Annotated in this window: 26 protein-coding genes and 1 riboswitch; of the genes, 16 read left to right on the top strand and 10 right to left on the bottom strand. The window is 65.2% G+C overall.

Annotated elements, in window-relative coordinates:
• Window positions 1-79 precede the first annotated feature (79 nt).
• Entirely contained in the window at window positions 80-1,201 is a 1,122-nt protein-coding gene (locus C2I19_RS02395; RefSeq protein WP_103901119.1) for a GGDEF domain-containing protein, read from the top strand.
• A gap of 1 nt (window position 1,202) precedes the next feature.
• Here the strand turns inward: C2I19_RS02395 and C2I19_RS02390 are convergent, their stop codons facing one another.
• Window positions 1,203-2,348 carry a GGDEF domain-containing protein gene (locus C2I19_RS02390; protein ID WP_103901118.1) on the bottom strand — a complete coding sequence of 382 codons (1,146 nt, stop codon included), beginning with the start codon at window positions 2,346-2,348 and terminating at the stop codon, window positions 1,203-1,205.
• A 499-nt stretch (window positions 2,349-2,847) separates the two neighbouring features.
• Here C2I19_RS02390 and C2I19_RS02385 point away from each other — a divergent pair, with 499 nt between their 5' ends.
• A complete protein-coding gene (locus tag C2I19_RS02385) occupies window positions 2,848-3,180 on the top strand; it encodes a gamma-glutamylcyclotransferase family protein (protein WP_103901117.1) in 333 nt (110 codons plus the stop codon).
• Window positions 3,181-3,250: 70 nt separating this feature from the next.
• On the opposite strand, the gene C2I19_RS02380 is transcribed toward C2I19_RS02385, so the two are convergent.
• Both C2I19_RS02380 and thiC read right to left on the bottom strand, forming a co-directional pair.
• The gene (locus C2I19_RS02380; protein WP_103901116.1) at window positions 3,251-3,490 is read right to left on the bottom strand and encodes a DUF2789 domain-containing protein; all 240 of its coding nucleotides are present in this window, start codon (window positions 3,488-3,490) and stop codon (window positions 3,251-3,253) included.
• Window positions 3,491-3,593: 103 nt separating this feature from the next.
• Entirely contained in the window at window positions 3,594-5,468 is a 1,875-nt protein-coding gene (gene thiC, locus C2I19_RS02375; protein ID WP_439647038.1) for a phosphomethylpyrimidine synthase ThiC, read from the bottom strand.
• Between the two features lie 100 nt (window positions 5,469-5,568).
• Window positions 5,569-5,714, bottom strand: a riboswitch (TPP riboswitch).
• Between the two features lie 96 nt (window positions 5,715-5,810).
• Between thiC and C2I19_RS02370 the strand changes: the two genes are divergently transcribed.
• The 5 genes from C2I19_RS02370 to aac(6') all read left to right on the top strand — a co-directional run bounded on the left by C2I19_RS02370 (window position 5,811) and on the right by aac(6') (window position 9,586).
• Window positions 5,811-6,470 (top strand): protein-L-isoaspartate O-methyltransferase family protein, encoded by a 660-nt coding sequence (locus C2I19_RS02370; RefSeq protein WP_103901114.1) that lies wholly within the window; start codon window positions 5,811-5,813, stop codon window positions 6,468-6,470.
• Window positions 6,471-6,472: 2 nt separating this feature from the next.
• Entirely contained in the window at window positions 6,473-6,799 is a 327-nt protein-coding gene (locus tag C2I19_RS02365; RefSeq protein WP_103901113.1) for a rhodanese-like domain-containing protein, read from the top strand.
• Window positions 6,800-6,935: 136 nt separating this feature from the next.
• Window positions 6,936-7,658, top strand: coding sequence for a uracil-DNA glycosylase (locus tag C2I19_RS02360; protein ID WP_103901112.1), 723 nt, complete (start codon window positions 6,936-6,938; stop codon window positions 7,656-7,658).
• A gap of 79 nt (window positions 7,659-7,737) precedes the next feature.
• The gene (locus C2I19_RS02355) at window positions 7,738-9,054 is read left to right on the top strand and encodes a hemolysin family protein (RefSeq protein ID WP_199181051.1); all 1,317 of its coding nucleotides are present in this window, start codon (window positions 7,738-7,740) and stop codon (window positions 9,052-9,054) included.
• 67 nt (window positions 9,055-9,121) lie between these two features.
• Window positions 9,122-9,586, top strand: a complete 465-nt coding sequence (aac(6'), locus tag C2I19_RS02350; RefSeq protein WP_103901110.1) for an aminoglycoside 6'-N-acetyltransferase — start codon at window positions 9,122-9,124, stop codon at window positions 9,584-9,586.
• A gap of 155 nt (window positions 9,587-9,741) precedes the next feature.
• On the opposite strand, the gene C2I19_RS02345 is transcribed toward aac(6'), so the two are convergent.
• Both C2I19_RS02345 and C2I19_RS02340 read right to left on the bottom strand, forming a co-directional pair.
• Window positions 9,742-10,737, bottom strand: coding sequence for a S66 family peptidase (locus C2I19_RS02345; protein ID WP_103901109.1), 996 nt, complete (start codon window positions 10,735-10,737; stop codon window positions 9,742-9,744).
• Window positions 10,738-10,775: 38 nt separating this feature from the next.
• Complete coding sequence (locus tag C2I19_RS02340) at window positions 10,776-11,225, bottom strand: GNAT family N-acetyltransferase (protein ID WP_199181050.1); 450 nt, start codon at window positions 11,223-11,225, stop codon at window positions 10,776-10,778.
• Window positions 11,226-12,220: 995 nt separating this feature from the next.
• Here C2I19_RS02340 and waaC point away from each other — a divergent pair.
• Together waaC and waaA are read left to right on the top strand one after the other, a co-directional pair.
• Window positions 12,221-13,180: a lipopolysaccharide heptosyltransferase I gene (gene waaC, locus C2I19_RS02335; protein ID WP_199181056.1), complete on the top strand. Its 960-nt coding sequence runs from the start codon at window positions 12,221-12,223 to the stop codon at window positions 13,178-13,180.
• Window positions 13,177-14,445: a lipid IV(A) 3-deoxy-D-manno-octulosonic acid transferase gene (gene waaA / locus C2I19_RS02330; protein WP_103901108.1), complete on the top strand. Its 1,269-nt coding sequence runs from the start codon at window positions 13,177-13,179 to the stop codon at window positions 14,443-14,445. Before waaC ends, waaA begins: the two co-directional genes overlap by 4 nt.
• 58 nt (window positions 14,446-14,503) lie before the next feature.
• Here waaA and C2I19_RS02325 read toward each other — a convergent pair whose 3' ends face one another.
• Window positions 14,504-15,220 (bottom strand): chorismate--pyruvate lyase family protein, encoded by a 717-nt coding sequence (locus tag C2I19_RS02325; RefSeq protein ID WP_233201074.1) that lies wholly within the window; start codon window positions 15,218-15,220, stop codon window positions 14,504-14,506.
• A gap of 159 nt (window positions 15,221-15,379) precedes the next feature.
• On the opposite strand from C2I19_RS02325, the gene C2I19_RS02320 reads away from it, so the two are divergent.
• The 4 genes from C2I19_RS02320 to C2I19_RS02305 all read left to right on the top strand — a co-directional run bounded on the left by C2I19_RS02320 (window position 15,380) and on the right by C2I19_RS02305 (window position 18,272).
• Window positions 15,380-15,982 (top strand): CBS domain-containing protein, encoded by a 603-nt coding sequence (locus C2I19_RS02320; RefSeq protein ID WP_103901107.1) that lies wholly within the window; start codon window positions 15,380-15,382, stop codon window positions 15,980-15,982.
• Between the two features lie 79 nt (window positions 15,983-16,061).
• Window positions 16,062-16,535, top strand: a complete 474-nt coding sequence (locus C2I19_RS02315) for a DUF1203 domain-containing protein (RefSeq protein ID WP_103901106.1) — start codon at window positions 16,062-16,064, stop codon at window positions 16,533-16,535.
• A gap of 1 nt (window position 16,536) precedes the next feature.
• The gene (locus tag C2I19_RS02310; protein ID WP_103901105.1) at window positions 16,537-17,421 is read left to right on the top strand and encodes a methylated-DNA--[protein]-cysteine S-methyltransferase; all 885 of its coding nucleotides are present in this window, start codon (window positions 16,537-16,539) and stop codon (window positions 17,419-17,421) included.
• On the top strand, window positions 17,409-18,272 hold the full coding sequence (locus tag C2I19_RS02305) for a DMT family transporter (RefSeq protein ID WP_103901104.1): 864 nt from the start codon (window positions 17,409-17,411) through the stop codon (window positions 18,270-18,272). The genes C2I19_RS02310 and C2I19_RS02305 overlap by 13 nt, the downstream gene beginning before the upstream one ends.
• On the opposite strand, the gene C2I19_RS02300 is transcribed toward C2I19_RS02305, so the two are convergent.
• A complete protein-coding gene (locus C2I19_RS02300; RefSeq protein WP_103901103.1) occupies window positions 18,269-19,132 on the bottom strand; it encodes a LysR family transcriptional regulator in 864 nt (287 codons plus the stop codon). The two genes, C2I19_RS02305 and C2I19_RS02300, sit on opposite strands and share 4 nt — an antisense overlap.
• A 98-nt stretch (window positions 19,133-19,230) precedes the next feature.
• On the opposite strand from C2I19_RS02300, the gene C2I19_RS02295 reads away from it, so the two are divergent.
• Entirely contained in the window at window positions 19,231-19,647 is a 417-nt protein-coding gene (locus C2I19_RS02295; protein WP_103901102.1) for an EamA family transporter, read from the top strand.
• Here the strand turns inward: C2I19_RS02295 and C2I19_RS02290 are convergent.
• Window positions 19,607-20,956, bottom strand: a complete 1,350-nt coding sequence (locus tag C2I19_RS02290) for an ATP-binding protein (protein WP_233201073.1) — start codon at window positions 20,954-20,956, stop codon at window positions 19,607-19,609. The two genes, C2I19_RS02295 and C2I19_RS02290, sit on opposite strands and share 41 nt — an antisense overlap.
• Before the next feature lie 3 nt (window positions 20,957-20,959).
• Complete coding sequence (ompR, locus tag C2I19_RS02285) at window positions 20,960-21,685, bottom strand: osmolarity response regulator transcription factor OmpR (RefSeq protein ID WP_103901101.1); 726 nt, start codon at window positions 21,683-21,685, stop codon at window positions 20,960-20,962.
• A gap of 311 nt (window positions 21,686-21,996) precedes the next feature.
• Between ompR and C2I19_RS02280 the strand changes: the two genes are divergently transcribed.
• Together C2I19_RS02280 and C2I19_RS02275 are read left to right on the top strand one after the other, a co-directional pair.
• Entirely contained in the window at window positions 21,997-22,332 is a 336-nt protein-coding gene (locus C2I19_RS02280) for a hypothetical protein (RefSeq protein ID WP_103901100.1), read from the top strand.
• A 99-nt stretch (window positions 22,333-22,431) separates the two neighbouring features.
• Window positions 22,432-22,872 carry a hypothetical protein gene (locus C2I19_RS02275; RefSeq protein WP_146056728.1) on the top strand — a complete coding sequence of 147 codons (441 nt, stop codon included), beginning with the start codon at window positions 22,432-22,434 and terminating at the stop codon, window positions 22,870-22,872.
• A 9-nt stretch (window positions 22,873-22,881) separates the two neighbouring features.
• On the opposite strand, the gene C2I19_RS02270 is transcribed toward C2I19_RS02275, so the two are convergent.
• Window positions 22,882-23,856: a quinone oxidoreductase family protein gene (locus tag C2I19_RS02270; protein ID WP_103901098.1), complete on the bottom strand. Its 975-nt coding sequence runs from the start codon at window positions 23,854-23,856 to the stop codon at window positions 22,882-22,884.
• Between the last annotated feature and the right edge of the window lie 186 nt (window positions 23,857-24,042).

Here is a 24,042-nt window from a genome sequence, read left to right as displayed (position 1 = left end):
GACATTTGCCGGACAATCGCCCCATCCGCGGCCTTTGCTAGAATAAAGCGATTATCGCTCCGCACCGCGTGACCAGCACATGTCCGACTACCTTCTCATCATGGTGTCGCTGGCCGTCGCCAGCATAGGCCTCATCACGTGGCAGCACAGCGTCCGCGCCGACCTGCTCCGCGCGCGGCGGCGCTGGCTGCAAGCCTCGCTGCTGCTGGCCGGCGGCATGCTGCTGGAGGGGCATCTGCTAAGCCCAGCTTTCCTGCAACGCACTATCGGCCCCGCCATGACGACAGGCGGCATCACCCTGCAACTGATGGTCATTGCCCGCTTGATCGGCATGCGGCTGCCGAACTGGCTGTGGCTGGCGGTGGCCGCCTACGCCGGACTGAACCAGTGGGTGCCATGGACCACGGCGCAGTTGATCGTGGACGCCGTGGAAATTCCGCTGCTGTATCTGGCTGCCGCCTGGCTGTACTGGCAGGCCGAAAGCAAGGTGTGCCATAACCGCTTCAGCCCCACCTCCCTGCTATTCCTGATCAGCGCAGGCTTTTTCGTCTGGCGCGACGCCAGCGACATCTGGCGCCATCTGCAGGGCCTGCCCCTGCTGCCCCACACCGAGGACACCATCCACCATCTGGCGCTGACCTTCGCGGCCGCGGCCCAGGTCTGCGGCGCCGTAGGCTTTCTCAACATCGCGATGCAGCGGCAGAACAGCCGTCTGGAGGATGCCGCCAATATCGACCCGCTGACGGCGACCGGCAACCGCCGCGCCCTGCAGTACTGGCTGCGCACGCTGGAAGCCTCCACCGAGCGCGTTTGCGTGGTGATGCTGGACATCGACCACTTCAAATCCATCAACGACCGCTTCGGCCATCCGGCCGGCGACGTGGTGCTGCAGGCGCTGGCCGGCGTGCTCAACAACGGCGTGCGCGAGAACGATCTGCTGATCCGCTACGGCGGCGAGGAGTTCTGCCTGGTGATGCCTGACACCTCCACCGACACCGGCTACGCCGTGGCGGAGCGGCTGCGCCAGCAGTTCGGCCAGCTGCGGCCGCTGCCCGGCCACCCGGAGCTGAGTTGCAGCTTCTCCGCCGGCATTTGCGAATGGCAATGCCGCCAGCAGGATTTCGCCAGCGCGCAGCAAAGGGCCGACCAGGCGCTGTACCAGGCCAAACAAGGCGGACGCGACCGGGTCTGCCGCTTGTAAGTCAGCAACCGTCCGCGCCGTTGCGGCTTGGCTCGGACTGCGGCGCTTCCCTCGCCTCTTCTCCTTCCGCTTCCGCTTCCGCCCCGAGCTTGCGGCCTAGCTGCTTGACCCGGTACATGCGCTGATCCGCCGCGCCCAGCAAGACATCGGGCAAGATGAACTCGTCGGGGCCGGTTTCGGCGCATCCCATGCTGAGGCGCACGTCGGGCAAGGCTTTCGCCATTTCCAAGGCCAGCCGCGCCATGAAGGTTTCCTCGGCCTGCCGGGCATCGCAATTGGGCAGCACGATGCAGAACTCGTCGCCGCCGTAGCGGAAGCAGCCGTCCTCGGTGCGGGAAATGCGGCCGATGATGTCGCCCAGCACGCGCAGGATCTCGTCTCCGCGCTGATGGCCCTGGCTGTCGTTGATGCGCTTGAAATCGTCGATGTCCACATACACCAGCGCCACCGTCTCGCGCCTATACTGCGCCCCGCGCAATACCCGGGTCAGCGTCTCGTCCAGATAACGGCGGTTCAGCAATCCAGTCAGCGGATCGGTGCGCGACAGCTCCTCCAGTTGGCGGGTGCGCATCGCCACCTTCTCCTCCAGCAGGCGGGCATATTGCTCGGACTTGTTGCGCGAGGTTTCGATCTCCGCCACCAAGCTGCGGATATAAGTCTCGAACACCAGCGCCACGTCGAACATCACCAGCTTGTCCAGCGCCAACAGGGTATGCACGCGCACGTCTGGATCCGGCAGCAGCTCGCTCAGCTTCTGGACCAGCAGGGTTTTCAGGGTCTGCACCGCCGCCAGGTATAGCTTGGGCTCCACGCCTATGCGCTTGTGCACCAGGCCGATGCGGAGACGGTTGTTGACGTAGTCCAGATCGTAAACGCCGCTGAACAGGTCTATCACATAGCGGCGCTGCGCCGCGCGCAGCCGCTGCAGCGTGTCGGCGTCGCCTATCAGCAGCGCGATTTCCGGCGTGCTGGTTTGCAGCTCGTAAAAGCGGTCCACCAGGTCATCGAGATGCGCCTCTATCGCCGTGCCGGCGGCGCGCAGCAGCAACTCGTCGCGCGGCTCCAGCACGAACAGCGTTTTGCGCTGCTCGATCTCGAATTCCGTGATGCGAAGTTGCTCCAGCAAGGTCTGTTCGGTCTGTTTCATGCCGCCGCCCCATCCGCCACCGTTTGCGTTCGAACCATTGCCACTATAGTTCGCCGCGGCCGCATCCAATTCGATTTATTGCCCTCTCCAGCCAGACCGCGGTTTGTCCGCGCACCGCTCTTGTTCAGCCGCGCCATGCGCAGGGACTTGCCAGCCGATTTCGCTCGGACTCCCTGCGAGCGGTGGCGACTGCCGCAAACCTACCTTTCTCACCCATCCTTGCCATATGGGCATGTGTCTAGGATATGCTGCGGGATGGCCGTTTTTCCCAGCCCCCCTCTCCCCAAGCCCTCTCCCGCAAGGGGAGAGGAGTTTCCCTGCGGCAAGGCGTGGCGCAAACCAAGCCAGATGGCGCCAGCCTTGTTTTAAACCCGTAGCGCGGGCTGGTCGTCAGGAACCCGTAATAAAGCCAAGCAGTAGAGCATTCCCCTCTCCCCAGGAGAAGAGCCAGGGGAGAGGGAGCCAGCCGCCGCATCCCAAACACAACAGGACTCAAACCATGCCCCAACTGTTCTCGTACGGCACCTTGCAACAAGACAATGTGCAGCTTTCCACCTTCGGCCGCCTGCTGCGTGGCCGGCCGGCGCAATTAGTCGGCTTCAAGCAGGACATGCTGGAAATCCGCGATGCCGAGGTGGTGCGCGCCAGCGGCAAGACCCACCATCCCATCGTCCGCCCGAGCGCAAATCCGCAAGACCGCGTCGCCGGCAGCGTGTTCGACATCAGCGACGAGGAATTGGCGCAGGCGGACCGCTACGAAGTAGACGATTACCAGCGCGTGGAAGCCTTGCTCGACACCGGCGAGCGCGCCTGGGTCTATATCGCCGCTTGAGCGGCGCAAACGCGAAAGGGCGGCAGCTTATCCACAAGCTGCCGCCCTTTCCGACTTTTATCCACAACTACTAAGATTCGCCTTGCTGCAGCAGCACGGCCAATTCATCCACCGCCTCGCTCCATTCTGCGTCGCACTCCAACGCCTGCCGCAAGAAAGAGGCTTGCGCGGCGCTCCAGAACGGCGCCTCGGCCAGGCTGGCGCCCGGCGGCAGCGGATGGCTGGCGATAAAGGCGCGCATCGCCGCCGGTTCGTCGGCCAGGCCCAGTTGGCGAAACAGGCCGGGCAACTGGTGATTGCTGGTGTCCATCGCAGGCTCCTGTGCTGGGGGATACGCTCATCCTAGACCGCTTGCCGATACGGCAGGCATAAAAAACGGCGGGCAGCCCCGCCGTTGTTTCGCCTCTGCAACATCAGACCTTGTCGTACAGCTTGCCGCCGCCTTTGACGAACTCGATGGATTTTTCCTGCATGCCTTTGCGCAAGGCATCCTGCTCGTTCAAGCCTTGCTTGGCGGCGAAGTCGCGCACATCCTGGGTGATTTTCATCGAACAGAAGTGCGGGCCGCACATGCTGCAGAAGTGCGCCACCTTGGCGCTGTCTTTCGGCAGCGTTTCGTCGTGGAAGTCGCGCGCCTTATCCGGATCCAGGCCCAGATTGAACTGGTCTTCCCAGCGGAATTCGAAGCGCGCTTTGGACAGCGCGTTGTCGCGGATCTGCGCGCCGGGATGACCCTTGGCCAGGTCGGCCGCGTGCGCCGCCAGCTTATAGGTGATGATGCCTTCCTTGACGTCGTTCTTGTTCGGCAGGCCCAGGTGTTCCTTCTGCGTCACGTAGCACAGCATGGCGGTGCCGTACCAGCCGATCTGCGCGGCGCCGATCGCCGAGGTGATGTGGTCGTAGCCCGGAGCGATGTCGGTGGTCAGCGGTCCGAGAGTGTAGAACGGCGCTTCGCGGCACCATTCCAGCTCCTTGTCCATGTTTTCCTTGATCAGCTGCATCGGCACGTGGCCGGGGCCTTCTATCATCACCTGCACATCGTGCTTCCAGGCGATCTCGGTCAGCTCGCCCAGGGTTTTCAATTCGCCGAGCTGCGCGTCGTCGTTGGCGTCCCAGGCGCTGCCCGGCCGCAGGCCGTCCCCCAGGCTGAAGGCCACATCGTAGGCCTTCATGATTTCGCAGATGTCCTCGAAGTGGGTGTAGAGGAAGTTTTCCTGGTGATGCGCCAGGCACCACTTGGCCATGATGGAGCCGCCGCGGCTGACGATGCCCGTCATGCGGTTGGCGGTCATCGGCACATAGGCCAGGCGCACGCCGGCGTGGATGGTGAAATAGTCCACGCCCTGCTCGGCCTGCTCGATCAGCGTGTCCTTGAAGATTTCCCAGGTCAGGTCCTCGGCCTTGCCGTTCACCTTTTCCAGCGCCTGGTAAATCGGCACGGTGCCGATGGGCACCGGGCTGTTGCGCAGAATCCACTCGCGCGTTTCGTGGATGTTCTTGCCGGTGGACAGGTCCATGATGGTGTCGGCGCCCCAGCGGATGCCCCAGGTCATCTTGTCTACTTCTTCGGAAATGGACGACGTTACCGCGCTATTGCCGATATTGCCGTTTATTTTCACCAGAAAATTGCGGCCTATGATCATAGGCTCGGATTCCGGGTGATTGATATTGGCCGGAATGATGGCGCGGCCGGCGGCCACTTCCTGGCGCACGAATTCCGGCGTGATCTCCTCCGGCAAATTGGCGCCGAAGCTCTGCCCCTTGTGCTGACGCGTCATCAGCTCCAGCAGTCGCTGGTTGCCGGTGGCTTGCAACGCTGCCACATAGGCGCGGCGGTTCAGGTTTTCTCGTATCGCGACGAACTCCATCTCCGGCGTGATGATGCCTTGCCGGGCATAGTGCATCTGGCTGACGTTGCGGCCAGCCTTGGCGCGGCGCGGTTTGCGCTGCAGATTGAAGCGCAGCTCGGCAAGCTTGGGATCGGCCTCGCGGGCGCGGCCGTATTCGCTGGACAGGCCATTCAACTGCTCGCAGTCGCCGCGCTCGGCGATCCAGGCGGCGCGCAAGGGCGCGAGGCCGCTCTGGATATCGATTTGCGCGGCCGGATCGCTGTACGGGCCGCTGGTGTCGTAGACATAGATAGGGGGGTTCTGCTCGCCGCCGAACTGCGTCGGCGTATCGGCCTGGCGGATCTCGCGCATCGGCACTTGAATGTCCGGGCGGCTGCCGGCGACATAAATCTTGCGGGAGTTGGGCAAAGGCTGAATGGCGGCGGCGTCCACCACCATCTGCTTGTTTACGGGCGCGTTCATCGGGCGAGTCTCCAAAAACGATGAAGCGGCGCAAGGAGCGATCCGGCGGAGCCGGCTGCGGGTATGGCTGGGCCATGGCGGGCAGGTGACGCTTCCCTACGCCGGTATTATCCGGGTCAGGTTCCAAGGGTATTTCTCACCCGCGCCGTGTTTCAGCCCGATGTCCTACACTTTGGCAGCCATCTACGCTGAACGCCAGGCGCAGGACCCCTAGCGATGCCGTGTGAAGGTAAGGCAAATATGGGATAATCGCAAGTTATCGTCATGACCAGAGTCTTGCCGCCGCCGGCGGACTCCCAGCCACCGGAGTGTAAGTTGATGGATTTCGAAAAAAACCGTTTCAACATGGTCGAACAACAGATTCGCCCGTGGGATGTCCTGGACACAACCATTCTGGACCTGCTGTTCCACGTGAAACGCGAGGACTTCGTGTCCGACAATCAGCGCCAACTGGCCTTCGTCGACACCGAGCTGCCGCTGCCCAACGGCAGCAAGATGCTGCAACCTAAAATGGAAGCGCGCCTGGCCCAGGACGCCCTGATCCAGTCCGGCGACAAGATTCTGGAAATCGGCACCGGCAGCGGCTACCTGACCGCGCTGCTGGCCAAGCTGGGCAAGCACGTCGTGAGCGTGGAAATCGATCCGTCGCAGAAGGACCGCGCCGCCGCGCATCTGAAGAAAGCCGGCATCGCCAATGTCACCCTGGTGGAAGGCGACGGCGTGCTGGGCCTGCCGCAGCAAGCGCCTTACGACGTGATCGTCGTCGGCGGTTCCTTGCCTGTCGTCCCGCAGGAACTGAAGGACCAGCTGGCCGTGGGCGGCCGCCTGATCATGGTGGCGGGCGATTTGCCGGTGATGGGCTGCAAGCTGATCCAGCGCGAGACCGACACCAGCTTCCGCGAAACCACGCTGTTCGAAACCTGCATCGAACGTCTCAAAAAGTTCGAAGCCGTCGAACCGGCCCGCTTCAGCTTCTGATCATGCTGCGCGAAATCACCGCCCCCGCCCTCGCCGCCCAGCTGGCGGACCCGCAGGCCAAGCGCCCGCTGCTGCTGGACGTGCGCGAAGGTTGGGAATACCAGCTCGCGCATATCGAAGGCAGCGTGCACATCCCGATGAATCTGATTCCCATCCGGATGAGCGAACTGCCGGACGACGCCACCATCGTCGCCGTCTGCCACCACGGCATGCGCAGCGCCCAGGTGGCGCTGTTCCTGCAGAACGCCGGCTTTGACGACGTGATCAATCTGCAAGGCGGCATAGACGCCTGGTCCGTTCAGGTGGACCCGGCGGTCGCCCGCTATTGAGATCTTGCTGGCGCGTCGCCCTTACGGGGGGGACACCCTAGCTGACACCGCCTGCGGGCGGTGTTTTGCTTGGAACGAAACGCGCCGCCGCGTCTCTAAGGTTTTTGCTCCGTCTTACCCGCCGCAAAGAAACGCCATGTCCTCTCTGACTTATCTCTCCCCCGCCCTGGCCCGCGTCCACCCGGACTGGGAAGCCGTGTTGCGCCAGCCCGCCATCGCCTCAAAACTGGCGGGCATAGACCGCGAGCTTGGCCAGCAGAGCGCGGCCGGCAAGACCCTGTTCCCGCCGCAGCCGCAAGTGTTCAATGCGCTGAGCTTCGTCGCGCCGGCCGACGTCAAGGTGGTGATCCTGGGCCAGGACCCCTACCACGGCGACGGCGAGGCCATGGGCCTGTCGTTCTCGGTGCCGGAGGGCGTGCGCGTGCCGCCGTCCCTGCGCAACATCTACAAGGAGCTGGCGGCCGACCTGGGCCTGGGCATCCCGGCCGGCGGCGATCTCAGCCACTGGGCGCAACAAGGCGTGCTGCTGCTCAACAGCGTATTCACGGTGGAGCGCGACAAGGCCGGCAGCCACGGCAAGCTGGGCTGGCAGGCGGTCAGCGACGCGCTGATCGATGCCGTCAACGCGCAGAATCCCGGCTGCGTCTTCCTGCTATGGGGCAACTGGGCGCAGACCAAGGCCGAGCGCATCGACGCCGGCCGCCATCTGGTGCTGACCGCGGCCCACCCGTCGCCGCTCTCCGCCAGCCGCGGCTTCCACGGCTGCCGCCACTTCTCCCAGGTCAACGCCTGGCTGGTCGCCCGCGGCCGCCAGCCGGTGCGCTGGGCCCCCGCCGCCCTCCAGAACAGCCTGTTCTGACCCCGCTGTCCGCCGCGGCGCTTTGCGCGGCGGACAGCTTGCCCTAAGCTAGTAGCTCCGCAACTCCCCTTTCTTCATCGTGGAAATTCTGCTGCTGCTCGGCCTGGTGCTGCTGAACGCCGTATTCGCGATGGCCGAAATCGCCATCGTCTCTTCCCGCAAAGTCCGATTGCAACAAAAGGCCGACGATGGCCACCGGGGGGCGCGCGCCGCGCTGGTGCTGGCTTCCGAACCCACCCGTTTCCTGTCCACCGTCCAGATCGGCATCACTTCGATCAGCATCCTGTCCGGCGTCTACGGCGAGGCAGCGCTGTCCGAGCATCTCCGCAGCGCGCTGCTGGACGTGCCGCTACTGGCGCCGTACAGCAAGCCGCTGTCGGTGGCGCTGATGGTGCTGTTCATCACCACTCTGTCGCTGATCCTGGGCGAACTGGTGCCCAAGCGGCTGGCGCTGCTGAACCCGGAACGGGTGGCGATGGCGCTGGCGCGTCCCATGCTGTTGCTGTCGCGCGCCAGCGCGCCGCTGGTGCAGGTGTTCAGCCGCGTCACCGACGGCCTGCTGCGGTTATTGGGCGCCAAGAAGAGCGACGAGCCGTCCATCACCGAGGACGAAATCCGCACCCTGATGGAACAGGGCGCCGACGAAGGCGTGTTCGACCGCGCCGAGCAGGAACTGGTGGAGAACATCTTCCGCCTGGACGACCGCAAAGTGGCCTCGGTGATGACGCCGCGCAAGGACGTGGTCATCCTGGACCTGGAAGACGGGGCTGAACGCAATCGGGAAACCTTGCTGCGCTACCCGTTCAGCCACTTCCCGGTCTGCCGCGGCGACACCGACCAAGTCATAGGCATACTGAACGCCAAGCGGCTGCTGGACCGTCTGCTGCAGGGCCAGCCGGCCGATTTCGAAGCCGATCTCGCCCCGCCGCTGTATGTGCCGGCCACTTCTTCCTTGATGCAATTATTGGAGCAATTCAAGCAGGCGCGCAGCCATAGCGCGCTGGTGGTGGACGAGTATGGCGAGCTGGCGGGCCTGGTATCGATCAATAACGTCATGGAAGCCATCGTCGGCGATATGCCGGCCATTGGAGCCGAAGATGACGAGATCGTGCAGCGCGAAGATGGTAGTTGGCTAGTAGACGGCATGGTGTCGCCGGACCAATTCCGCGAGTTTTTCGAGCTGGACGAAGACGCGGCGCTGCCGGGCGAAGCCAGCGGCAACGTCCACACCTTGGGCGGCGTGATGATGTACCAACTGGGCCGCATTCCAGGCGTGACCGACCGCTTCGAATGGAATGGCTTCAGCTTCGAGGTGGTGGACATGGACAAGACCCGGGTGGACAAAATCCTGGTGCTGCGCCGCCACCTGCCGCAGCCCGAGTTCGAATCGATCTAAGCATCCGGAAACTTTGCCTGCCTGCCGCCGTCCTCCAGCCTAGACCCACACGCTTGCCGGAGCCGTCATGGAAAACCGTTCGCCGCCAGTCCTCATCGTCCCCTCCTCCCCCTCGCGCGCTGCAGACTGGCTGCGCTTGCGCGCCGCGCTGTGGCCGCATTGCCCCATGGACCGACACCAGCGGGAAATCGCCGAGCAACTGGGCCAGCCGGACCGCTGCGCGGCTTTCCTCGCCATCGATGCGCCAAGCGGTCCCTGCGGCCTAATTGAGATTGCGCTACGCAACGATTATGTCAACGGCACCGAAAGTTCGCCGGTCGCCTTCGTCGAAGGCCTTTACGTCGCGCCCGAGCACAGACGCGGCGGCGTCGCCGCGCGATTAATGCATGCCGCCCGCGAATGGGCGCGCCAACACGGCTGCGTGGAATTGGCTTCCGATACCGCGCTGGACAACGCCGCGGCCCAAGCCGCCCATCTGGCCCTGGGGTTCGAGGAAACCGAACGCGTGGTGTTTTACCGCATGGCGCTGTGAAGCTTCCGTTGCGGAGAGATAGCGGTAGGGCAGATGTCCCGCAGGGGCGATCTGCCAGCGGCTACCGACAAAGCGTTTTGCCGTCCATACGCTAATCGGCCCGGCGTCTCCAAGACTCGGCATAGGCGGAACGCCCGGCCAGCCGGGCTTCCGCCCTACGACACCAGCCGCTGGCTCAGCCTCGCCCTGCCCTCGCCCCATAGCTCCAAAATCGCCCAGGCGCCGTTCAGCAGGCTCCATTGCGGCGGCACGTGGCCGATGTCGGCATCGATCACGATCGGATACGGCAAACCGTCCAGCGCGGCCCGAACAGCGTCCTCATAGCGCAATGCCTGCCCGTCAGCGGCGTTTTGAGCGCCGCTGCGGCCCAACACCAGCCCGGATAGGCCATCCAACGTCCCGGACAGCCTGAGGCCCGCCAGGGCCCTTAAAACGGCGCAGGGCGCGAGTTCGCAGTTTTCCAGGTACAGGATGGCCGGTTCGCGCTTGAACGCCGCCAGATCGAAATACGGCGTGCCCTGCAGCGAAACCAGCACGTCCAGGCAGCCGCCTATCAGCCTTCCTTCCATTTTCCCGCTCCCGCCGTCCAACATCCGGACGCGGTTGGCGAACTGTCTGCCCGGCTCGTTCCAGCTCCAGTAGCAATCGTGCTGATCCTGCGCTGGCGGCTTGCCGGTTTCCATGGCCGCCAGCAGCGCTTCATTGCCGAACGCCCGTTCCCGCAGCGGCAGATCCATCAGATTGGGGCCATGCAGCGTGGCCCAGCCCGATAGCAGCGTCAGCGGCGTCATCAAGGTGGACACATCGGAAAAGCCCGCCAGCCATTTGGGCGGCAGCTTGGCCAGCGCGGAAAAATCCAGGCCCGGCAACAGCTCGATCGCCCGCTCGCCGCCCCAAGGCGGCAGGATGGCGCGGATATCGGGGTCCGACAGGAAACGTTCGAAGTCGGCCAGCCGCGCCGCGGCGGGCGCGCTGGCATCGTGTTTCTCTTCGCGCAGGCAGGCGCCCTCCACCACGCGGTAGCCGCGTCCGCGCAGCGTGTCCAGGGCCTCGTCCAGCCGGCCGTGCAGCTGCGGGTGGACGCCTGAGGAAAAAGCGGTGACGGCGATGGCGTCGCCGGGGCGCAAAGGCGCGGGAAAGCGGATCTGCATGCGATATCGTCCGAAAGCTTGTGGATAAGTTTGAACGCTCACTCCCCCCGCGGCAGGTCGAGCGCGAAAGTGATGCTTGTATTTTTCTGCTGGTAGCCGATGCGGCGGTAGAAATCATGCGCGGCCACGCGCTGAATGCCGGAACGCAGCCGGATGCGCGCATAGCCCTGCTCATGCGCCCACTGTTCGCATGCCCGCAACAGCAAACGGCCTATGCCCAAGCCGCGGCTGGCGGGATCCACCACAATGCCGCCGATCTCGACATAGCTGCTCCCCTCCAGCAAATGGCCGCCATGGCCATGCGCCCAGCCCACTACCTGACCATTCCATTCCGCTACCCAAATCTCATTGCCTGGAAAGGCCCTCACTGCGGCGTAACGCGGCATCAGTTGCTCAGGGGTGGTCGGGTAGTCCAGGTCGCCGCAAAGCTTGGCCACGGCGGCGATGTCGGCGTCCGTCATCAAGCGGATCAGGATTGGAGGCTTCATGCGTTTGGCTCACAGGGAAATCCACATGCTAACGGAACGCTGAAAAGAGAATCAAACGTCATGTCCCATTCAGACTGCGCAGCCAAACCCAAGTTTTCCACATCTGGATTCAAGCCAGGTTGTCCGTTTTCCAAGATGGCTTACACGGAGCGAATTTGCGTGCCGAGACAACCCTGATCAAAAGCGCTGAGTCAGTCCGAGCCAGGCCATGCGGTTGTGGATTGCATGCATATATTTGATATATAAGGATAATTTTCAGAAATCAGCATTGCTAGCCCTCGCCAGTACGACGATTTTCCAGTGTTAGAAGGGTCAGCCAGCCTGTGGTTTCGTGGATAACTTTTCCACGATAGGTGGAGGCTATCAGCCTTGCGCTTGTCAGCCATGCATGTCCACAAGACTTTGAGCCGCCTGTCTTGCTCGTTTCTGCAGACTGGGTTTTCCAGTGTTTTTGCCGGAGGGAAGCCAGGCAAACCACGCTACATGTCTGTTATATGTTTTCCCATTTAAAAAATGAAGATACTGGTAGAAGGCCTCTATTGTCTGTGGATAACTGTGTTTTTCCCTTTAAATACAAATGCTTTTGATCCATCAAAAACTGTTGCTTAGCCGGAGGGTCTGCCGGTGACGAGTTGTGGATAAGTTTTCACATTGTTGCAGACATCGACTTGTCCACATCGTAGCAAGCCGTTTTGCCTTTCCGCCTGTGAGCGGTTTTTTTTGCGTGCAAAGACTTCAGTCCTCCCGACTTTTCTTTAACGCAACTATAAAATGATGAAACTAATGAAGATCGATTTTTTTGTGGATAATTAGGAAAAAACTAAATGATTCATAGCTTTGTCCTGTTGATAGGCATTGGATTATTGCAGCGCGCAACGATGGTGCAAGTTGTGGATAAATTGGCGGAAAATTATTCACAGCCGCTTATCCACAACTAATGTAGAGGGATTTTCCTTGGTTAACCACAGCCCCGCTCGGGTACAATGCGCGCCATGATGAATGTGCTGATTGTGCGCACCTCGTCGATGGGCGACCTTATCCACACTTGGCCGGCCGTCACCGAGCTGATGACGCACTACCCCAATATCCGCTTGAGCTGGCTGGCCGAGGAAAGCTTCGCCGATATCGCTCGCCTGCACCCTCAGGTGGCGGAGGTGATGACCCTGCGCTGGCGCAGTTGGCGCAAGCGCCTGCTGCAGCCGTCGGCCTGGCGCGAATTGCGCGTTTTGCGGCAGCAGCTGCGCGAGGCCCGCTACGATCTGGTGCTGGACAGCCAGGGTTTGATCAAGAGCGCCATCCCCGCCCGCTGGACCCGCGCGCCCTTGGCCGGATTGGATTGGTCCAGCGCCCGCGAGTCGCTGGCCAGCCTGTTCTACGACAAGAAACACACGGTTTCGCGGCAGTTGTCGGCCATAGAGCGCAACCGCCGGCTGTTCGGTCTCTGCTTCGGCTATGTGCCGGAAGGTCCGCCGCAATTCGGCATCCGTCCCGGCGAGCGGCCGGCCTGGATGCTGTCTGGCCGTTACGCCGTGCTGCTGCACGCCACCAGCCGCGCGTCCAAGGAATGGCCGGAAGAGAGTTGGGTCGCGCTGGGCCGGGAGCTGTCCGGCCGCCATGACCTGGTGACGGTGCTACCTTGGGGGAATGAGCGCGAGAAGGCACGCGCCGAGCGGCTGGCGGCGCGGCTGCCGGCCGCGGTGGTGGCGCCCAGGATAGGCCTGATCGAGGCCGCCGGCCTGCTGGGCCATGCCAGCGCGGTGATAGGCGTCGATACCGGCCTGGTGCACCTGGCCAATGCTTTGAACGTGCCGGTGGCAGCCATTTACACCGATACCGATCCGCAGCAGACAGGCGTGGTGGAAACGCCGTGGGCGACCAATCTGGGCAATATCGGCCAGTGCCCGTCGGTGGACGAGGTGATGGCGGCGTTGCGCTCGCGGCGGGACTGGGCATGAGCTGGCGGCGCGCGCTGTACAGCGGCCTGTGGCGCGCGCTGACGCCGCTGATCCGCCGCTATCTGAAAAAGCGGGCGCGCAAGGCGCCGGCGTATCTGGAGCATTGGGACGAACGCTTCGGCCAGGCGCTGTCGCCCAAGGCTGCGGGCGCGATCTGGATACACGCGGTATCGGTGGGCGAAACCCGTGCCGCCCAGCCGTTGGTGGCGGCCATCCGCCGGCAATGGCCGGATGCGCCGCTGCTGCTGACGCAGATGACGCCGACGGGCCGCGCCACCGCGGAGCAGCTGTATCCGGATGCCGAAGTGCGCTATCTGCCTTACGACTATCCGCGCGCCGTCGCCGATTTCCTGCGCGTCTACCGGCCGCGCTGCGGCGTGCTGATGGAAACCGAGATCTGGCCTAATTTGATTCATGCCGCCGCCGATCAGGGCGTGCCGCTGATTTTGGCCAATGCCAGATTGTCGGAAAAATCACTGAATGGCTACCGCAAAGTATTGGGGCTGGTTCGCCCTGCTGTGCGGGAATTGACTGCAATAGCCGCACAAACGGCGCAAGATGCCGATCGTTTACGGCAATTGGGCGCGGAGCATGTCGTGATTTGCGGCAGCAGCAAATATGATATCGAGATTCCGCAAGCGCAGCGTCATCTGGCCGACGCCTTCCGCGCGCGCATAGGACGGCGGCCGGTGCTGCTGTGCGCCAGCACGCGCGAGGGCGAGGAGGCCTTGATTCTGGATGCCTGGCTGGCGGCCGGCGCCGCCGTCGGCGACACGCTGCTGGCGTTGGTGCCGCGCCATCCGGAACGCTGGGATGAGGCGGCCCGGCTTGCCGCCGAGCGCGGTCTCAAGCCGCAGCGCCGCGGCGACGGCGCTGCGGTGGAGGCGGATACTCGGGTCTGGCTGGGCGACAGCATGGGCGAGATGTTCGCCTACCTGGGCGCCTGCGACGTCGCCTTTATCGGCGGCAGCCTGCTGCCCTTCGGCTGCCAGAATCTGATAGAGCCGGCGCTGATGGGCGTGCCGGCCTTGTTCGGCCCCTCGGTGTTCAATTTTCAGCAGGCGGCGGCGGATTCTCTGGCCGCCGGCGCCGGCCGCCAGGTGGCGGACGCCGGGGCAATGGTGAGCGAGGCCCTGTCCTTGCTGGCCGATCCGGCCGCGGCGGAGGCGATGCGGCAGGGCGCGGCGCGTTTCCGCGACGCCCACCGCGGCGCGAGCGAGCGGATGCTGAAGGTGATCCAATCGACGTTGGAACCGGCGGCTTAAGCGCGCCGCCGTTGCCCAAAGCAAGCCGCCTGTCTCGTGGAGCAGGCGGCTTTGTCGTTTACGGCTGGGCTGACGGGGTCAGCGGGAAGGCGAACAGCTCGCGGCGATAGGTCTCGACCACCAGGCTGAACGGCACGCCGCCGTCCTTGTACAGCAGCGCGCGGTGTTGCAGCACCCGTTCCGGAATATCCAGTCCCGTCTGGCCCGCGGCGGCCGGCAGCGGCCGAGTTTCCCAGCCGGCAGGCAAAGGCGACCACAGCAGCCGCGCGCTTTCAGTGCGGCGCGTGAAATTCAGCGCGCGCACGGCGGTGCCGAAGGGCGTGTCGCTGGTGTCCAGCAGCTTGTTCATCTCAGCCGTCAGCCGCGACGGCACATACCAGTTGTCGGCCTCGGACAGCACGCGTTCGCCGCAGGCCAGTTGCACGCGGCGATAGCCCACTTGCTCGTCGGGCCCCACTTGCAGCTGGGCGCGGATCTCGGCGTCGGCCGGCTTGCGCAGGGTGGCGTCGCGCAGCGCGCGGATGCGGGGCTCGGCCGCCAGATGGTGCGCCTCGCACCATTGCTGCAGCGTGCGGGTGGCGCTGGGGTTGCTCAATAGCGCGGCATTGACCGATTGCAGCAGCGCCAGGGCCTTGACGCGAGTGGCGGCGTCGTCGCGCCAGCCCGGGTAGTTCCAGCCATCGGCGCGCGCGGTGGCGGCGCATAGCAACAACAGGGCGGCCGCGCCCAGGCGCAAGCGGGCCGCAGGCTTGGGCATCCAGTGTTTATGCTTCATGGTTTCTCTCGGATTTCAAACAAACATGGAAAAACAGGCGACTAGGTACGGAAAGTTTCCGCTTGTTCGCCCGCTTTTCCGCTACCTTGAAATGAGGGTTGGCCGCGACGGGCGGGCCGGCCCGATTCGCTTTTCGAATCAGCCCTGCGAGGAACCGTCATGGCCACCGAATATCAAGCTCTGCCCACCTTGACTCTGCCACGCACCACCGATCTGGTGCAACTGGAGCAGCGCCCCCATCCGCCTATCGGCATGAACAGCCCGGCGCTGAGCGTGATGACCGACCTGCGCCTGGTCAATCCGATAGGCATCCGCGGCGACGCCGGTCTGCGCGAGGCCCACCAGCGCATGATCAGCCACGGCATCCGCCTCTTGTTCGTGCATGATATGGAGGGCGGCCTGCTCGGCATCGTCACCGCGGTGGATCTCTTGGGAGAGCGGCCCATTCAGTGCATGAAGGAACACGGCAAGCATCACGCCGACATCCAGGTGTCCGATGTGATGACGCCGCGCGACCGGCTTGACGCGCTGCGGCTGGAGGATGTGGCATCGGCCAATGTGGGCCAGCTGGTCGCCACCATGAAGCATCTGGGACGGCAGCACGCGCTGGTGGTGGAGGTGAACCCGGTCAACGGACACCACGAGCTGTGTGGCCTGTTTTCCACCTCCCACCTGGCGCGGCTCCTGGGCGTGCCCTTGTACTTTATCCGCGTGCCCAAGGCCTTGTCGGAAATCCAGTATTCGCTGCTGTATACCGGCTGATTTCGGCAAGAATCGGGTCGCCGCCGCGCGGCCGCCTTCCTAGACTTCGGGCATCATGACACCTCCGAAGGAGAAGGCGATGGCGTGGCGGATGGAAACGTTGGACGAGGCATTTGCGGCGGCGGCGCGGACGCGCGGCGTCGATGCCCAGGGCCAGCCGGTAAGGCGCGTGGCGGCGCAGGGCGGCGAGCCGCTGCGCGATGGCTTGCGCCGCGCGCGGCCCGGGGAGGCTTTGCTATTGGCGAGCTACAGCCCCTTTCGTCAGAGCGGACCGTACAAGGAATGCGGACCGGTGTTTGTCGGCGCGGCATCGGGCGCGGGCGCCTTGCCCACGCTGGAAACCTTGCTGGGCGAGGATGGAGGCTATCTCGCTCAGCAGATGGCGCTGCGCGCTTATGATGCCGAACAAGCGATCATAGAGGCGGCTATTCTGCCGCTTGCTCATATTCAAACGCGCTTGGAGCAATGGGAGGCGCGCGCCGACATTGCCTTCGCCATGCTGCGTTTTCCTGCTCATGGTTGCTATGCCTTGCGGCTGAACCGGGAAGATTGAAATGGAAGCCCTTCTGCCTGCAGACGCGGAAAACAGCCGCGATTACGGCCGCGTGCGAGACGCCATCCGCTATCTGGTGGCGCACGCCGCCGAGCAGCCGCAGCTGGCCGATCTGGCCGCCGCGCTGCATCTGTCCGAATCGCGGCTGCAGCGCCTGTTCACGCAATGGGCCGGCGTCAGCCCCAAGCGTTTCATCCAGCAGCTGACCTGCGAGGCGGCCAAGGCGCGCTTGGCCGCGGGCGCGCCGGTGTTGTCGCTGTCGCATGAGCTGGGTCTGTCCGGCGGCGGACGCTTGCACGATCTGTTCGTCACGCTGGAGGCGATGACGCCGGGCGAGTATCAGCGCGGCGGCGCGGGCCTGGAGATTGACTGGAGCGTGGAGCCCAGCCGTTTCGGCCCGGCTTTGCTGGCGCGCACCGAGCGCGGGATTTGCGCGCTGCAGTTCGTCGCCGACGAGGGGGCCGGCGAAGCCTGGCTGCGCGATCAATGGCCGCATGCCGCGTTGCGCTGGCGGGCGGGCCAGGGGCGGGATGTGTGCCAGCGCTTGTTCGACCCCTTGTCGGAACGCGGCGGCGCGCCGCTGGCCTTGCGGGTGCAAGGCAGTAACTTCCAGATCCAGGTATGGCGCGCCTTGCTGGCCGTGCCCTACGGCGGCCTGGTCAGCTACGGCCAGCTGGCGGCGAGCATGGGCAGGCCAAGCGCGGCGCGGGCCGTGGGCGGCGCGGTGGGCGCCAACCCCGTGGGCTGGCTGATTCCCTGCCACCGGGTGATACGCGCCGAGGGCGCCGTGGGCCAATACCGCTGGGGCGAAGCGCGCAAATTGGACCTGATCGGCTGGGAAAGCGCCAGCCTGGCCGGCGAGGCGCTGGCGGCATGGACGGCTTGAGGCGCGAGCTCGGCCTGCTGATCTTGCTGGCTGCGCTGTGGGGCGGCTCCTTCCTGTTCATGCGCGTGGCCGTGCCGGCCTTCGGGCCGCTGGCGTTGATCGCTGTGCGCGTGGGGCTGGCGTCCTGCCTATTGCTGCCGATGCTGGCCTGGCGCGGCCAGTTCGGCCTGTGGCGCGCCCATTGGCCGCGCATCGCCGCGGTCGGGATTTTGCTCACGGCCTTCCCGTTTTGCCTGATCGCCTGGGCGCAGCTGTCCTTGCCGGCCGGCATGGCCTCGGTGCTGAACGCCACCACGCCGCTGATGACGGCGCTGTGGGCCTGGCCCTTGGCCGGCGAGCGGCTGTCCGCGCCGCGTTTGGCCGGGCTGGCGCTTGGATTGGCCGGCGTGCTGGTCCTGCTGTTCGGCCATGGCGCCCGCTTCGGCATCCAGTCCGGCGCGCCGGCGCTGGCCATGTTGGGCGCGACAGCCAGCTACGGCTGGGCTGGCCACATGGCCAAGCGCTGGCTGCCAGGCTTGCCGCCCTTGGTGACGGCCTGCGGCGGACTGTGCAGCGCGGCGGCGCTGATGCTGCCGCTGGCGTGGTGGAGCTGGCCGGCGAATGCCGTCGCGCCCAAGGCTTGGATGGCGGCATTGCTGCTGGCCGTCTTGTGCACTGCGGCGGCGTATCTGATTTACTTTCGGCTGATAGATCGGCTGGGCGCCACCCGCGCCAGCGCCGTGACCTATCTGGTGCCGGTGTTCGGCGTGTTGTGGGGCGCGCTGTTCCTCGGCGAGGCGGTGAGCGCCGTCATGGCGCTGGGGGCGGCGCTGATTCTGGCCGGCGTGCTGGCGCTGGGCCGGCGGCGCTAGCCGGCCAGCAGGCTCAACTCGCGGAAGAACAGGCGGCTCAACCTATCCAGGGAGGCGTCTTCGGCGCGCCCCGGCTTGCGGTACAGCGCCAGCGAAACTGGCGGCAGATCCGGCAGGCTGCCCGGCGGCAGCGGCCTGAGCGCGCCGCCGGCCATGCCGGGCAACAAGGCGCCCACGCCCAGGCCAGCTTGCAGGGCCGCCTGCACCGCCAGCAGGCTGGCGCTCTCGAACGCTACCCGGTAGCGGCGTCCGGCCAAGCGCAAGGCTTGCAGCATGGCGTCGCGCCAGCCGCAGGGCGCGGCGAACAAGACCAGCGGCAACGCCTCCTCGTCCAAACATCGGCCGTCCGCCGCCAGCCAGGGCAGCGCGCATTGCAAGGACCAGGCCGGCGCCGGATTCTGCCCGCCGTACGCCGTGGTGGAGACCAGCAAATCCAGCTCGCCGCGGTCGTAGGCCGCGCCGAGCTCGCCGCCCGACGCCACCTTGACCTCCAGCCGCAGCCCGGGATGGGCGGTGGCGCAATCGGCCAGCACGCGCGGCAGCGGGAGGCTGACCACATCCTCGATCAGGCCGACGCGGCAGCGTTGCGGCTCCAGGCCCGGCGCGGCGGGCAGCATCTGGTCAGCCAAGCCGACGATGCGCTCGGCGAAGGGCAGCAAGGCCCGGCCGGCCGCAGTCAGCGCGACGCCGCGCGGCGAACGCAGCAGCAGCGTTTGGCCGCAATGCTGTTCCAGCTTGCGCAACTGCAGGCTCAGCGCCGGCTGGCTGCGGCCCAGCTCGGCCGCGGCGCGGTTGATGCTGCCCAGGCGAGCGGCCGCTGCCAGCGCGCGCAACAGGGCGGTGTCGATGTCATTGCTCATATGATTATTTTATAACTGTTGCCAATATTGGCAGTCTACATATAGCTGGCGCGATCGTTTAGCATGGACCGATTCAAGCGTTTCAAGGAGGGCGCCGCATGTTTTTCATATCGATGCTGCTGACGGTGGCGGGCGCCGTCGTCTATCACTTGGCGATCAAACAGGTGCCGCGGGAGGCCAATCCGTTCTTCGCGCTGGCGGTCAGCTATGGCGTGGCGATGGCGTTGTGCCTGTTCGGCCTGTGGTGGCTGCCCGGCGGCCAGCGCGGCCTGACCGCTTTGAACTGGAGCAGTCTGGGGGTGGCGCTGGGCATAGTGGGCATCGAGGTGGGGTTCCTGCTGGCCTATCGAGCCGGCTGGAATCTGGGCTACGCGGCGCTCAGCACCAATGTGCTGACCACCGCGCTATTGCTGCCCATAGGCATCTGGCTGTTTCGCGAGCCCGTGTCGGCGGGCCGGCTGGCCGGGCTGGGACTCAGCCTGGCCGGCTTGTGGATGATGCTGCGTTTTCGCTGAGCGCGTCGCCCAGTGGCAGGCGGATGGCAACCTGGAAGGCGCCGTCTTCGGTGTCGGACAACTCCAGTTCGCCGCCATGCTGTTTGACCACGCGCGAGACGATGGCGAGGCCCAGGCCGCTGCCGCCGTCTGTGCCGCGGTGCTCGGCCAGCCGTTCGAACGGCGCCAGCGCCGTTTCGCGCAGCGAGGCGGGTATGCCTTTGCCGTGGTCTATCACCGCCAGCACCGCTTCGCCTTCGCGTTTCTCCAGCCGCACCCGCACCGGCGGCTGGCCGTAGCGGCGGGCGTTTTCCAGCAGATTGCTGAGCAGCCGCTCCAGCGCCAGTGCGTCGGCCTGCAGTTCCGGCTCGCCGCGGATGTCCAGCCTCACGTCCATGCCTTCGCGGCGGAAGCGCGCCACCACGCTGGCGGCCAGGTCGGCCAGCGCCACCGGCACCATCTGGTTGCACTCCTCGGCGCGGGCGAAGTCGATGAACTGGCGCACGATGCGCGACAACTCGTCGATGTCGGACAGCATGTCGTGCTGGTCGTTGCTGGCTTCCTGCAACTCCAGCGTCAGCTTCAGCCGGGTCAGCGGCGTGCGCAGATCGTGCGACAGGCCGGCCAGCATCAGCCTGCGTTCGCGCGCCGCGTTGTCCAGGGCCAGCGCCATGCCGTTGAAGTTATGCGCCAGCAGCTGCACTTCGCGCGGACCGGTTTCCGGCACGCGTTGCGGCATGGCGCCGCCGGCCAGCTGGCGGCTGGCCTGCACCACCCGGCTGATCGGCCTGGTGATGCGCCAGGCGAACAGCGAGGCCAGCGCGGTGGCGAACAGCGCCGCCAGCAGCGAGGCCTGCAGCATGGTGCCTATCATGCGGTCGCGGTAGCGGCCGAACGGGATGACCAGCCAATACGGCTGGTCCAGCACATGCACATGCACCCACAGCTCGGAGTGGTCGTCGCGCAGCGCGTAATGGGCCTGGATGGGCTCGTTCAGATCGTGCGACAAGCGCTGCGCCAGCATGGAGCCTATCTTGGGCAGTTCCTTGGCGAAGCTCTGGCCGTGGTCGGCGTTGAACGGCAGCAGGCTGGGCAGGCCGGGACGGTTGTAATTGTCCAGGAAGGCCTGTTTTTCCTCGTTGCTCATGCCGGTCATCGAGTCTTCCAGGAAGGACAGCGTGTCCAGCACCTGGATGTACAGCTGGCGCTCCAGCAGTTTGTGGCGCTCGTTGTTGGCCAGCGAGATGGTGAAGAGCTGGGTGGCGATCACCACGGTCACCACTAGCAGCGCCAGCCGGAAGAACAGCGAGCCGAACAGCTTGCGTATCAAGACTTACTCCCTGGGCGAGCCGTCCGGGACGAACACATAGCCGTAGCCCCATACGGTCTGGATGTAGCGCAGCGGGCTGTCGCCGTTTTCCAGCGCCTTGCGCAGACGGGAAATGTGCACGTCTATGCTGCGGTCCAGCGATTCGCCGTTGCCCTTGCCCAGCGCCAGCTCCATCAGCTGCTCGCGGGTCAGCGGCCGGCGCGGGTGGCTGACCAGCACCGACAGCACGGCGAATTCCGCGCTGGTCAGCGCCACGGGGTGGCCGGCGCGGCGCAGTTCGCGTTGGCCCAGGTTCAGGGTGAATTCGCCGAACTCGATCACATCGTCGGCATTGTGCTGGGCGGCCAGCGCCGGCGTGGTGTGATGGCGACGCAGCACGGACTGGATGCGCGCGGTCAACTCGCGCGGGTTGAACGGCTTGGGCAGATAGTCGTCGGCGCCCATTTCTAGGCCCAGGATGCGGTCGATGTCTTCTCCGCGCGCCGTCAGCATGATGACGGGCAGCGTCTCGCCCTGGGCGCGCAGCCGGCGCACCACGGCCAGCCCGTCTTCGCCGGGCATCATTACGTCGAGTACGATCAGGTCGGGACGGTTGCGCGCCAGCTTGCGGTCCAGCTCCTTCGGGTCCGGCAGCGTTTCCACGCTGTAGCCCTGCTGGGTCAGATAGCGAGTCAGCAATTCGCGCAGCTTGGCGTCGTCGTCCACGACCAGGATTTTATTGTGTTCCATATGCTGTTCCTTGAGTGTTCTGCTTGGCAGCTTAAGCGCAGGCGCGCCGGAGCAGGCGCGGCTTTTTTTTACAGATGTTAAGCCCGCCCGCCGGGCTACAGTCCTTAACAATTGTGCGGGCAGAGCTGATGTCTGAGCAAATGCTTGCGTTTATCCTGACATGGAGAAATAAATACAGGCCTTTGCGGCGGGTCATATCGGCATGATATGCCTCGCTTTGCCTCCTGCATGAGCGGGAATGGTTCTTGTCGGGCGAAATGTCGGCGGCATGGTTGATTCCAACTTGTCGAGGGCAGGGTAAAATGGCGATTATGAAGCGATATCTGATCCTACTGCTGAGCGGCAGCCTGTTGGCGCAACAGGCGGCATGGGCGCGCCCTCCGAAAATGGCGCCGCAACGCGACAGGGTGGTCTGGAGCCAGATACAACGCAAGGCCAATTGCGACGAAGGCCGCAGTTGCCGCGATAACCGCAGGCTGCAGGCCTTGCAGCTGCGGGAGGCCGCGCGCAATGGCGACGTCGGCGCCGATCCGGCGCGCCGCCGCCTGTTGCCGCCGCCGGACGGCCATCCGCAAACCATACCCAGCAAGCCCAATTTTTGGCAGGATAGACATAGGCAGGAGCTGGAAGAGAAGCCGTCCGAATAAGAGCCTGTTCAAGCTCAAGACCTTGATCGGGCAACAAGAACCGCCGTCCGCCCATTGGGATGGGCGGCGGATTGTCGTCCGACGGGAAAGGACGCCGTGATGAAGCATCAGGGGAAATCCAGATGGCGGAGCTGGCTGCGGGGTGGTTTGGGCCTGTTGCTGGCCTTTGCCTTCAACCAGGCGGCGCTGGCCGCCGACGAAGACTGCGGCCGCGCCATTGCGCCGCAGCGCTGCCTGCTCTACCGCCAGGGCTTGAGCGCCTGCCAGGATCTTGACGCCTCTCGCCGGCGCGCCTGCCTGGCCGACTACACACCCTCATTGCTTTGCCACCGTCAGCGCGACGCCAAACGCTGCGTCGCCCTGGTGGCCGCGCAGACATCCTGCGAGGGAGAGAGCGGCGCGGCGCGGCGCCGTTGCGTGGATGAGCGTTTGCCGGCGCCGGTCTGCGGCCGAAGCCGCGCCGAATGCGATCCCCAGGACGAGGCCTGCGCCGGCGAGCGGCGGCGCGGCTGCCCGCCACCGCTGTTGCTGGGGGAATGAAGGCGCGGCTCAGGGTTGCAGAATGATGGAGCCGGTGGTGCGGCGCGCTTCCAGGTCGATATGGGCCTGGGCGGCTTCGGCCAGCGGGTAGCGCTGCGACGGCGAGAGCCGTATCGTGCCGTCCTGCAAGCGGCGGAACAAGGCGGCTGCCGAGGCTTCCAGCTCGGCGCGGCTGGCGATGTAATCGCCGAGCCGGGGCCGGGTCAGGAACAGCGAGCCGCGGCGGGTCAGATCCAGCGGCGCCACTGCCGGCACCGGGCCGGAAGCGTTGCCGAAGGTCACCATCATGCCGCGCGGCGCCAGGCTGTCCAGCGAGGCTTCGAACGTGTCTTTGCCCACCGAGTCGAACACCACCGGCACGCCTTTGCCGCCGGTGATTTCGCGCACCCGCGCCGCGACGTCTTCCTCGCGGTAGTTGATCACATGCGCGGCGCCGAGCCGGCGCGCGATTTCGGCCTTGGCGGCCGTGCCTACGGTGGCGATGACGTGGACGCCCATCGCCGACAGCCACTGCAGCGCGATCTGCCCCACCCCGCCGGCGGCGGCGTGCCAGAGCACGGTTTGGCCTGGCTGCACCGGGAAAGTCCGCTGCACCAGGTATTCGACGGTCATGCCCTGCAGCATGGCGCAGGCTGCGGTTTCGTCCGCGATGCCGTCCGGCAATTTGACCAGATGCTCGGCGGCGATCAGCCTGTCGGTCGAATAAGCGCCCAGCGGCCCGCCGGCATAGGCCACGCGGTCACCCGGCCGCAAACCGCTTACGCCTTCGCCCACCGCCTCCACCACGCCGGCCGCTTCGCTGCCCAGTCCGCTGGGCAGGGCCAGCGGATACAGCCCGCCGCGATGGTAGGTGTCGATGAAGTTGACGCCGATCGCGGCGTGGCGCACATGGACTTCGCCCGGCTTGGGACTGCCGATCTCGACCTCTTCCAGCCGCAGCACATCCGGGCCGCCGGTCGCGGCGAAAACGATTCTCTGACTCATGGCCGACTCCTCGCAAAGTGATCGCTCAGTGTGCCGCCCCCTTCCGCCGGCGACAAGCGTGGAGGCTTGAACGCCGCGTCAAGACAGGCTGGACAATGGCGCGCGCGCCCAGGCCACCACGCCGGGCAATACCTTGGGCCAGTTGTTCAAACGGTGGTCGTCGCCGTTGAATATCGTTTGCCGGCT

This window comes from Chromobacterium alticapitis (assembly GCF_002924365.1).
GTDB classification, from domain to species: Bacteria; Pseudomonadota; Gammaproteobacteria; order Burkholderiales; family Chromobacteriaceae; genus Chromobacterium; species Chromobacterium alticapitis.
The sequence above is the reverse complement of the archived record's forward strand: the minus strand, read 5'-3'. Positions and strand labels throughout refer to the sequence as shown.